Origin of the sequence: Psychrobacter sp. FME5, assembly GCF_014861375.1 — a bacterium.
Lineage (GTDB): Bacteria > Pseudomonadota > Gammaproteobacteria > Pseudomonadales > Moraxellaceae > Psychrobacter.
On the sequence record NZ_RRYX01000098.1, the window covers coordinates 1 to 11110 of the forward strand.

Below are 11110 nucleotides of genomic sequence, written 5' to 3' on the forward strand. Positions count from 1 at the left end.
CGAAGCTTTTCATGCTGCTGGCCATTTGCTCAGCCAGTTTCTTGATGTCAGATTGGTTAGTCATTGCTTATTCTCCTGTTAGTGGATTATAAGCAGTTACACAGAGTTTGGGAAACTCTCTATGTACCCCTAATTTATTTAAGTTTAACCAATCATAATGTTTCATTACCGCTACCAATTTTTCTTGAGTACTGTTCGTTAGATACAAAAAAACAGCTCTATAAGAGCTGTTTGTTATAAATCAAACCATTAAGTAGCCAATCAAACCATGATTCTAGATTGATTGATCGTAGTTCATCTCTAAGCGCATGGCGCGCTGATAACTATCGAGGCTGGTCAGTTGCAAAGCGTATTGCTTAATATGCGGATAATTTTCTAACTCATTGCGCTTGGCCAACATAATTAAATCAAAAGACAGCATAAAATCAGCACCGCTAAGCTTATAGCCAACGATAAACGATTTGTTGGCAACCTCGTCATCTAAGTAGCTCAGCAGTTTGTGTTTTTCTTGACTGATATAGCCCTCTAAAAACTCATTATCGACAATACCTGCTTTTTTGGTGAATAACTCCAGCAATAAAGGTAACATCAAGGAGCTCTCAGCAAAGTTAATCCATTGCAGGTAGTAACCGTAATCTAGGCTATCTGTCGCAGGACGTAAACGCTCTGGCGCAAACCGCTCAATCAATAGCTCAGTGATAGCGCCCGACTCAGCATAAATCTTGCCATCCATCTCGATAACTGGAGACTTACCGAGTGGATGTACGGCTTTTAAACTGTCTGGTGCTAAATGCGTTTTGGCATCGCGCTGATGGCTAACAATCTCATAGGGTACGCCTAGCTCTTCTAGCAGCCATAAAATACGTAATGAGCGTGATTGATTGAGGTGATGTAAGCGAATCATGATAGAGACCTTGTTGCATAGTTTATGATAGAAGTCTAATTTATTATAGGCATCTTTAAGCAGTATTAGCCTTTAAGCTTGGTGATTAAGCGCTTAGCAGCTTCTTCTGAGGAAGCAGGGTTTTGACCGGTAATCAGCAGACCGTCTTCCACCACAAAGGATTCCCAGTCATCGCCTTTTTTATAGTTGCCGCCATTGGCTTTTAATACGTCTTCTAATAAGAAAGGCACGACATCAGTCAGCTGAACGCCCTCTTCTTCGGTATTAGTGAAGCCTGTCACTGTTTTACCTTTCACTAAGTACTCACCGTCAACTTTGACATTTTTTAGTGCCGCTGGCGAATGACAAACAAAAGCCACTGGCTTGTCTTGCTTAACGAAAGTCTCAATCAAATTGATAGAGTTTTTATCGACAGCCAAATCCCATAATGGACCATGGCCGCCAGGATAAAACACGGAGTCAAAGTCTTCTGCTTTCATGTCAGCGAGTTTTTTGGTATGAGCGAGGTGCTCTTGAGCATCTTTATCCTCTTTAAAACGCTTGGTGTCTTTTGTCTGTGTGTCTTCAGTATCACTACTAGGATCAAGTGGTGGCTGACCGCCAGCAGGCGAGGCGAGGGTCACATTGGCGCCTGCATCAAGAAATGCATAGTAAGGTGCCGCAAATTCTTCTAGCCAAAAGCCAGTTTTTTTACCCGTATCGCCCAATTTATCATGTGAAGTAAGTACCATTAAAATATTCATAATTATCCTTATTTATTGTTCGTATTTAATTAAAGTCAAATTAAAGGGTTAACAATCATGCGCGACTAAATCAGGCTATAGGTAGTGCTAAATAAAATCGATACGTTGTTAGCCACAGTGCTACTGTTATATATTTTGCTTGCTGCTTACAAGCGTGACAGAGGCTGCGAAAATTTACCCCAGTAGCACTTTTTCAGTAGCACTCGTATCGGTTTTAAAGTGGATCAGCTATATCCATTAAGTATGTTTAAAGTATATTGCCGCGACGATAATTATTACCAGTATTCATTTTTTGATAACACTTTTCAGTAGTTGTCTTAACCAGTTATGTTGTTAAGTGGTTATTTGAACGTAACTACTTAACGTCGGATACCTTGATCACGGTTTTACCAAAGTTATCACCGTTCAGCATACCAACAAAGGCGTTTGGCGCGCTATCTAAGCCATCGGTGATGTGCTCTTTGGTTTTCACATCGCCCGACTCAACCCATTTGCTCATGGTTTTTAAGAATTCAGGGAAATGATCGCCATATTCTTCAAAGATGATAAAGCCTTTGACCGTGAGGCGCTGACTTAAGATAAGACCCATTAATATACTCAAACGATCCTTGCCATCAGGTAGCTCGGTGGCGTTATATTGCGAGACCAATCCACAAACTGGGATACGCGCATGGGCATTTAATAATGGCATAACGGCATCAAATACTTTGCCGCCGACGTTTTCATAATAAATATCGATACCATCTGGGCAAGCGGCTTTTAGTTGCTCGGCAAAGTCATCGGCTTTATGATCGATACAAATATCAAAGCCCAGATCATTAACCGCGAAGTCACATTTCTCTTTACCGCCAGCGATACCGACAGCACGCACGTCATACTGATGACCGACTTGACCGACAGTCGCACCGACTGGGCCAGTCGCTGCAGCGACAACTAATGTTTCGCCTTTTTTCGGTTGACCAATGTCAGTCAAACCCATGTAACCGGTGAAGCCTGGCATACCTAATACGCCTAAACCATAAGAAGGGTTTGGCATGTCTTTGTCTAACTTGAGAACGCCTTCGCCATCACTGACGCTATAGTCCTGCCAGCCTGAGTTTGAGACCACCAAGTCGCCCACCGCAAATTTATCGATATTAGATTCAACGACTTGGGCAACGGTCGCCCCCATGATGACATCGCCCACTTCTAATGGGTCAGCATAGCTTTTGGCATCACTCATACGTCCGCGCATGTACGGATCTAATGACAAATAGACGGTACGCAGCAGCATCTCATTGTTATTTGGCGTTGGAATATCACCCGTTGCCATGTCAAAGTTTTCCGCTTTTGGCTCACCTGTGGGGCGGCTGGCAAGCTTGATTTGACGGTTGGTTTGTTGGTTTTGCTGCTCTTTAAAATTATTATCAAAGCTCATAGCAGGCTCCTTTTTTTATTTATTGGTTTTAAGTTGAATCTACTGTACTAAGTACTGAATGGTTACTAAGTACTGAATGACTACCATAAATAGCATGGCTATATGTACTGCTTATTACTACGGTGTTTCTTCTTAAGATGCTTTACTAGTCACGGCACGTTGTAGAATACGGCGCGATACTGCTAAGTCATTCTTACCGTGCTCACCCAGCTTGACCATTTTGTGTGCTTCTAGCTGTTTAATAATAGGATCAATGGCTGATTCATCTAATTCTGCATCAGCTAAGCTCACTGGCAACCCAAGCTCACGGAAGAATTTTTCAGTCTTAACAATAGCGGCTTCAATAACATCGTCGTCATTTTGGCTGGCGTCGCTTTCAATATTCCAGACGTTACGTGCATATTGCAATAGCTTGTCTTTTTTGCTGTCTTTGAGCTCACGCATCACAGATGGCAAGACGATCGTCAGTGTACGTGCATGGTCAATAGCGTGTAGTGAAGTCAGCTCGTGACCGATCATATGCGTCGTCCAATCTTGTGGAACCCCTGTACCGATTAGACCATTCAGCGCCATCGTGGCCGTCCACATAATATTCTTACGTGTTTCTAAATTTTCTGGATCCGCTTTAACCGCTGCGCCTTCTTCAATCAAAATCTTAAGCAAGCTTTCGGCAAAGGCATCTTGTACTTTGGCATTGACGGGATAAGTCAAATACTGCTCAATGACGTGGACAAAAGCATCAGCAACCCCGTTCATCACTTGACGCTTAGGTAGTGTTAAGGTTTTAGTCGGATCTAAAATCGAGAATTTAGGGAAAGCTAATGGGTTACCAAAGGGCAGTTTTGCTTGGCGTTCGCTATGATTGACCACGCCGCCCGAATTCATCTCAGAGCCAGTGGCTGGAATGGTCAATACTGCGCCCAAGTCGATGGCAGAATCGATATTTTTGCAATAGCTGGTGAGTGCCTCCCATGCTTTATCACGTGAGACAGCGCCGTTGTTTTCGGTTAGTGAAGACACCAACGCGACAAACTTACTGCCATCGATAACTGAGCCGCCACCGACCGCGAGTAAGAAGTCGATATTGTGCTCATTGACCATATCAGCAGCTTTCAATAGGGTAGTGAATTCGGGGTTTGGTTCGATACCACCAAACTCAAATACTTCACGGTTACCGCTCGCTGCTAACGCGTCTTTTACTTCGTCTAGTGTGCCTGTGCGCTGTGCTGAACCGCCACCATAAGTGATAAGTACGCGGGCATCACTTGGGACTAAGTCTGAAAGTTGTTTGATTTGTTCTTCACCGAAGACGATACGTACTGGATTGTAATATTGAAAGTTATTCATAAGAATCCTAATGTTAATTGTAGATTTATTAGAGGTGTATTAAGTATATGAGTCGCAAAAATGTCAGTAGCAAATTAGCCATTTCGTTTTTTGCATCTGGAGGCATTGTACATTAAATAGACCAGTCGTCTAGTAGTATTTACAAAACTCTCTTATAACTCGATTATTTTAGGCTGTGTCGTGTACTGATGAATCGCTAAAATGTTGCTAATAGCATTAGCGTCCCATTTGTGAGGTGGTCATTTGCCATACTTCTGCAAGCGGGGTATTGGTTTGACTGATTTTGGCAATTAAGCTGGCGCCAAGCCAAGCAAAGTACCAGCGCTTGGCCATGCTTTCGGCCGCTATGTTTTCAGGCTGTGGCACAGAGTTGTCTGCCCAACCCGCTTTGATTTGTTCACTAAGCCAAGCGATGGTTTGCTGATAGCCAGCATTGAGCGCTATGCGCATGGGCTCTGACATATCAGCTACCTCAGCGCTGAGCTTGACCACCAAGCATTTTTCATGATCACAGCCATTTTGCTGGGTGTCATACCAGTTCTGAAAGTAATTGTAGAGCTTTTGCTGAGCATCAACGTTCTGATGGGCGATGCTATCTAAACGCGCCTTATAATTGGTAAAGTAGTGACTGATAATGGCTTCCCCAAAAGCTTCCTTTGAGGCGAAGTAATGATAAAACGAGCCTTTAGGTACACCTGCTGTGTCTAGTATCTGTTTGATACCGACAGCCGTGAAACCCTTTTTGGCGATCAGCTGATAGCCTATTTCTAATAGGTGGGTTTTTGTATCGGGTGCAATGGTGGTTGATTGAGCAGACATACGGGTAATGTCCTCCTAGGATGTTAGATAGTATAAGGTTGTTTAGATGGTATAAATGTGATTCATTAAGACTTCTATTAACCTTAGATCTTGTCTTTATTTATAAGCTGATTATAAGCGGGCATTTTTTAAGATTACTTTTAAGGTTACGTTTTTCAACAATACTTAATGACAAATGCTTCTCGCTTTTAGTGCCTCTATGGTAGCATTAGACCAGTCGTCTAGCAAGTTGCGTTTTGATTTGCTAGCTATAAAGCTTCATTTAAAGTCAAAAAAACAAATAAATAAATAAGGATAATTATGTCAACTGATACCAATAGCACTAAAGCCAATGCTTATAAGAATTTTCACCTGCAATATATCGCAGGGGAGTGGCAAAGCGGTAAAGATGATAGCGTCAATACCAATGTCAATCCATACAATGGCGATACGCTAGTAGAGATTCAGCAAGCCACGGATAAGCAGCTGGATGAGGCTTATAAAGCCGCCAATGCAGCACAAAAAGAATGGGCGCAAAAAACCCCAATCGAGCGTGCTTCTGTTCTATATAGCGTGGTCAATATCTTAGATCAGCGTCAAGATGAAGTTGTCGATTGGCTTATCAAAGAGTCTGGCAGCACGCGCATTAAAGCGCTGGCAGAGTTTGGTAATGCGCGGGCGATTACGCTTGAGGCTGCAACTTTCCCTAACCGTGTGCATGGCGAGATTCGCCCATCTAACACCCCTGGCAAAGAAAATTTCATTTATCGTGAGCCAATCGGAGTCGTCGCCGTTATCAGCCCATGGAATTTCCCGCTACATTTGACCCAGCGTTCTATCGCGCCAGCATTAGCCCTTGGCAATGCAGTCGTATTAAAGCCCGCAAGTGATACGCCAATTACTGGTGGTTTACTGCTCGCAAAAGTATTTGAAGAGGCAGGTCTGCCAAAAGGACTGCTCAACGTCGTCGTTGGTGCTGGTAGCGAAATAGGCGATGCTATCGTGACCCATGATATCCCAAGCTTGGTATCGTTCACTGGCTCAACCTCAGTCGGCAAGCATATTGGCGAGCTGGCCAATGGTGGCGATTACATCAAGCAAGTAGCGCTTGAATTAGGGGGCAACAGTCCATTTGTGGTACTAAAAGACGCTGATATTGAGCAAGCGGTCAAAGCAGCGGTCTTTGGTAAGTTTCTCCATCAAGGACAAATCTGTATCGCTATCAATCGCATTATCGTTGAAGATGAGATTTATGATGATTTTGTTGAGCGTTTCTTGGCTCATGTTAAAACCTTAAACGTTGGCGATCCTAACAAAAAAGACACGGCAGTCGGTCCAATCATCAATGAAAAACAAGTTGAATCACTCAAAGACAAAATCGCTAAAGCACAGCAAGAAGGTGCCAAAATGCTATTGAGCGGTGAGATTAAAGGTCAGCTAGTGCCTCCGCATATCTTTACCAATGTCACCCGAGAGATGGATTTGTCACGCCATGAAGTGTTTGGGCCATTGGTTGGCATCATTCGTGCCAAAGACGAAGATGATGCACTATCGATAGCCAATGACTCCATGTATGGTCTGTCTAGCGCTGTGTTCACAAAAGATATGGCAAAAGGGTTGCGCTTCGCTCGTGGCATTAGAGCGGGCATGACACATATCAACGATGTCTCTGTGAACGATGAAAGTAACGTACCATTTGGCGGTGAGAAAAATTCAGGTATTGGCCGTTTCAATGGTGAGTGGGTACTAGAAGAATTCACCAGAACGCATTGGATTTCGATGCAACATGAGCCACGCGACTATCCATTCTAGTAGCTATAGGTAGTTCTAAATAAAGTCGATACGTTGTTAGCCAAGTGCCACTGTTATAAATTTCTCTTGCTTGCGTGACAGAGGCTGCGAAAAATTTACTCCAGTAGTACTCGTATCGCTTTTAAAGTGAATCAACTATATCTGTTCTAATGTTAGGCGTTTTAGGATTGGTCATTCCAAGCTTGCCTGTCTTAAGCCTGTATTCTTGGCTTGTGGCTTAGCGCTTGAATATAAAAAAATACTGCCATAATGGCAGTATTTTTTTATCCATAAGAGAGGGTGTTATGCTACTTCTTGCGTTTTTATTTACAAATGAAAGCCTAAGGTATCCTGAATTTCTTCGATAGTCATATGCTTGACCAGCGCTTGTTCTTCTACCGATAAGCGGTTGGTGTGCTCTTTTATCATGATATGGATACTGCGAGCGACTTCAGATGTCGGGGCATAATACATCTGTGGCGCTTCTTTGGTCAGTTTCATCAAAAATTTATTGATGATTTTATGCCTTTCAGTCAAAGTGTGTTTTTCAGTCATGACATTCTCCTAAGTATAAACCATTTAAGCAGTCAGGTTGACGAGTGTCAATGCTTATGACTAGAATAACCTAGAGCGTGCCCCCAATTCAAACGGTGGACATCTAGATGGATTAAAAAATGGCTAGGGCGTGTTGAACATTCAGCCATGGCACTGGCAGGGCTATGTTAAAGTACATCAACTATATAGTGTTAAACAGATTGAATAATCTGTAACATTCATTTAAAATGAATGTTACGAAGTTAACGATAAAACTAAGACAAAATCAATCCTAAGAAGATCGCTATGCAATCAATCAGTTTACCTAGCAAGCCACCTAGCTCTCCACACCCTATTCTTAATTTGAGCTTTCGCATATTTTTTAGTGCTGCCGCGCTATTTGCGGTGTTAACAATGGTGCTATGGGCTTTTGTATTTACGGGTCATACAGATATTGACGCACAAGTATTAAATCCGCTGTATTGGCACGGCCACGAGATGGTTTATGGTTATGCATTGGCGGTCATCGCAGGGTTTTTGCTGACCGCGGTGAAGACTTGGACAGGGGTAATGATGCCGCATGGCTACAAGCTACTGGGCATATTTGGCTGTTGGTTGCTGGGACGTCTTGGTTGGATAGGCTTTGGGCTTGGCTTGACGGTTGCTGGTAGCAGTATATCGTTGCTATATGCAGCGGCAGTGTTTGATTTATTATTTATAGGCACCATGGCATGGGTGATATCACGAGCGGTATTACAGGTTAAGCAATACAAGCAAATGGGTATCTTAGCAAAACTGGTATTACTAACCCTCGGTAATGGGCTTTGCTATTGGGGTGTTATCAATGCCGATATGAATATGACCAAAATAGGCATCTATCTGGGTTTTTATTTAATCATTGGTTTGGTTTTGACTATTGGCCGCCGCGTGGTGCCATTCTTTATTGAGCGTGGTCTGAGTATGGGGACGACGGAAGTCATTAAGCTGCGTAATAGTAACGTACAAGATGTCGCAAGCTTATTGTTCTTTTTAGCCTTTTTTATCAGTGATTTATTTTACCCTAATAAGTACTTGCTGACGATTACGGCGCTTGGCGTCGCAGTGGTTAATATCGTTCGCTTAGTAGGGTGGTACCATCGCAGGATTTGGCAAAAACCATTGCTTTGGTCGCTATATATCGCGTTCTTGGGTATGTGTTTGAGTTTCTTACTGTACGCGCTACAACCGTGGTTAGGCTATACTCATAGTATGGCTATGCATGGGCTGGCGATTTCTGGTGTGGGGATGATGACGGTAGCGATGATGACCCGGGTCTCGCTTGGGCATACGGGACGCAGCATTCATCAGCCACCCAAAACGGTAAACTTTATGTATGGTTTGATGGTGCTGGTGTTTGTTAGCCGAGTGCTGTTGCCACTAGCCGATATGAGTCATTATCTATTATGGATTATGATTGCTCAAGGCGCATGGATTGCTTGCTTCGTGCTGTTTTGTATCAGTTATTTGCCGCTGCTGGCGCGTCCTAGACCCGATGGTTTGTTTGGCTAGAGCGTTGTAATGCTACCGTTGCCAAAAAGCGACTCTTTTTATCAAGATCGATTTACTGGCTACTTGAATTTATGTGGCATAGATACGATTCTATGAGTACGATAAGGTTTAAATGCCGGAGTTTAGGCCGATAAATATTTGAAAAATTTATATGAAATAGGAGCGCACATAAATGCGACTAACCAATTATAGTGATTATGCACTGCGCTCGTTAATCTATTTAGCCGTGAGACCAGAGCCACCATTACTCGCAAACATCAGTGATATTGCCGATAGTTATGGTATTTCTAAAAGTCATTTGACCAAGATTATTCACCAATTGGGTCAGCTGGGTTATATAGAGAGCGTGCGCGGTAAGAATGGCGGAATACGCTTGGCATGTGCGCCTAAAGACATCAATTTGGGCGTACTGATTAAACAGATAGAACCTGATTTTGATTTGGTCGAGTGCTTTGCGACACCAGAGAATGATGGTAGTAATGACGGTCGTCATGTGCATTCGGCAGGCCTGCCGATCACCCTTATCGATGAAACAAAGCATAAATCATCAGGCTGTGTGATTAGCCCAGCATGCCAACTAAAAGGGGTGTTCTTTGAGGCGCTAACCGCATTTCTTAAAGTCCTTGAGGGTTATACATTGGCAGATATTATTAATAATCAGGATGAGCTGACAACATTACTGTTTCGAGCGTAATTTATTTCGAGTAGCATTATTTAAATAACCCCCATAAGTTTGTCCAACTTATGGGGGTTATTTTACTTGGCAACTTCATTTGGCAACCTTCTTTCTTTTCTACATTGGTAGCATACGTCAGAAGCTAAGCATTTTCTAACTTTGGACGAGCTTTATCAATCGCTTTTAATAGTGCCACTTCAAACTCACCTGTGTTAAACGTCACTAAGTACGAATGTGCAGCGCAGAAGTTGCGCACATCGCGCCATTCATGGGCCAAATGGGTTGCCCAATCACAATATTGCTTACCTGCGTTTGGCTCATTTTTTAGTGCTTTTTTGGTCGTTGGGTGTAGTATTAGCTCGGGCAGTACCGCCTCTAATAGCTTCATCGGTGGGCTCATAAAAGTATCGTCGACGTGTAGGCTTTGGCTGGCAGGATGGTATGCCAATAGTGAGCCTGCATGAATCATCTCATTGGGTGAGATGTAATGGATGCCCTCTGACATTGAGAACTCAAGCTCAGGGTAGCGCTGAGCGACAGCATTACTTTCGACCAAATCGTCTGCCCACTGTACTTCAGGAATTTTTTTATGATGACGGCTGCTGCCATAAAATGTCGCTTGCGGGAAGTCTTTTGCCATTTGCGCACAATGAACGGTATGAAAAGGATGTACGTTTAGTACCGCTTCGACATCTTGCCCATTATTGGTCAATGCCATGATTTTATTGCGTACCTCATCAGTGAGCGCGTAGCTGTCCAAAAATACAAAGCGCCCCGAGTCTAGCTTCACTAGTGAGCATTGGGTGCCAATATTTAAGACACCACCAATGCGAAATGAGCCGCGTATATTCCAAAAACCTGACCCCAAATCATGTATTTTATCGCTCATTGATACTTATCCTTAGAATTTATTTTATCAAATTATTTTAGTGATGAATTCTGATGATTGACATTGACGCTTTTGATTATGTTTTTTTAAGCACGCAAAGTCTATAATAAAAAAGATAGAAGTAATGTATATGTGTAAAAATTAGAAAATGTTTATTTATATATAATCAGCCGATTATCAACAGTTTTTATAGTCGTAAGCCGAGATGCGCGGGCTATTATTATAATTTTCATTATCACATAAAAACCTATCAAAGCGGGTGTCATTATTAGGGCGTGTTGAACATTCATAATTTGAGCCAGATATAAGCACAAGCAAGAGCGACTGTATTTTCATAACTCTGCTTGAGCTTATCAAATCTGGTGGCAACCGCCCTATACTGTTTTAGTTTGGCGAAAGCATTTTCTACTAGATGCCTCGCTTTATATAAGTCCCAGTCCATATGGTCGTTAGAAGACTGAGT

General features: G+C 42.7%; 11 protein-coding genes. 3 read left to right on the plus strand and 8 right to left on the minus strand.

The annotated features are described in order from the left end of the window. Nucleotides 1-274: 274 nt before the first annotated feature. The 5 genes from EI161_RS11350 to EI161_RS11370 form a co-directional block, all read right to left on the minus strand. The gene (locus tag EI161_RS11350) at nt 275-904 is read right to left on the minus strand and encodes a glutathione S-transferase family protein (protein ID WP_192529582.1); all 630 of its coding nucleotides are present in this window, start codon (nt 902-904) and stop codon (nt 275-277) included. Nucleotides 905-969: 65 nt separating this feature from the next. After that, nucleotides 970-1647: a type 1 glutamine amidotransferase domain-containing protein gene (locus tag EI161_RS11355; RefSeq protein ID WP_192529583.1), complete on the minus strand. Its 678-nt coding sequence runs from the start codon at nt 1645-1647 to the stop codon at nt 970-972. 355 nt (nt 1648-2002) lie between these two features. Next, nucleotides 2003-3064 (minus strand): NADP-dependent oxidoreductase, encoded by a 1062-nt coding sequence (locus EI161_RS11360; protein WP_192529584.1) that lies wholly within the window; start codon nt 3062-3064, stop codon nt 2003-2005. A gap of 132 nt (nt 3065-3196) precedes the next feature. Further along, nucleotides 3197-4411 carry an iron-containing alcohol dehydrogenase gene (locus EI161_RS11365; protein ID WP_192529585.1) on the minus strand — a complete coding sequence of 405 codons (1215 nt, stop codon included), beginning with the start codon at nt 4409-4411 and terminating at the stop codon, nt 3197-3199. 216 nt (nt 4412-4627) lie between these two features. Next, on the minus strand, nt 4628-5230 hold the full coding sequence (locus EI161_RS11370; RefSeq protein ID WP_192523838.1) for a TetR/AcrR family transcriptional regulator: 603 nt from the start codon (nt 5228-5230) through the stop codon (nt 4628-4630). Between the two features lie 300 nt (nt 5231-5530). On the opposite strand from EI161_RS11370, the gene EI161_RS11375 reads away from it, so the two are divergent. Further along, nucleotides 5531-7021, plus strand: coding sequence for an aldehyde dehydrogenase family protein (locus tag EI161_RS11375; protein ID WP_192523839.1), 1491 nt, complete (start codon nt 5531-5533; stop codon nt 7019-7021). Between the two features lie 306 nt (nt 7022-7327). Here EI161_RS11375 and EI161_RS11380 read toward each other — a convergent pair whose 3' ends face one another. Further along, nucleotides 7328-7555 (minus strand): hypothetical protein, encoded by a 228-nt coding sequence (locus EI161_RS11380; RefSeq protein WP_192523840.1) that lies wholly within the window; start codon nt 7553-7555, stop codon nt 7328-7330. 285 nt (nt 7556-7840) lie between these two features. Here EI161_RS11380 and EI161_RS11385 point away from each other — a divergent pair, with 285 nt between their 5' ends. Then, nucleotides 7841-9082 carry an NnrS family protein gene (locus EI161_RS11385; RefSeq protein ID WP_192523841.1) on the plus strand — a complete coding sequence of 414 codons (1242 nt, stop codon included), beginning with the start codon at nt 7841-7843 and terminating at the stop codon, nt 9080-9082. A gap of 172 nt (nt 9083-9254) precedes the next feature. Next, nucleotides 9255-9776 (plus strand): Rrf2 family transcriptional regulator, encoded by a 522-nt coding sequence (locus EI161_RS11390; protein ID WP_192523842.1) that lies wholly within the window; start codon nt 9255-9257, stop codon nt 9774-9776. A 124-nt stretch (nt 9777-9900) separates the two neighbouring features. Here the strand turns inward: EI161_RS11390 and EI161_RS11395 are convergent, their stop codons facing one another. Further along, complete coding sequence (locus EI161_RS11395; RefSeq protein ID WP_192523843.1) at nt 9901-10647, minus strand: hypothetical protein; 747 nt, start codon at nt 10645-10647, stop codon at nt 9901-9903. A gap of 286 nt (nt 10648-10933) precedes the next feature. Next, a partial coding sequence (locus EI161_RS11400) for a transposase (protein WP_192529586.1) occupies nt 10934-11110 on the minus strand: 177 nt, incomplete at its 5' end.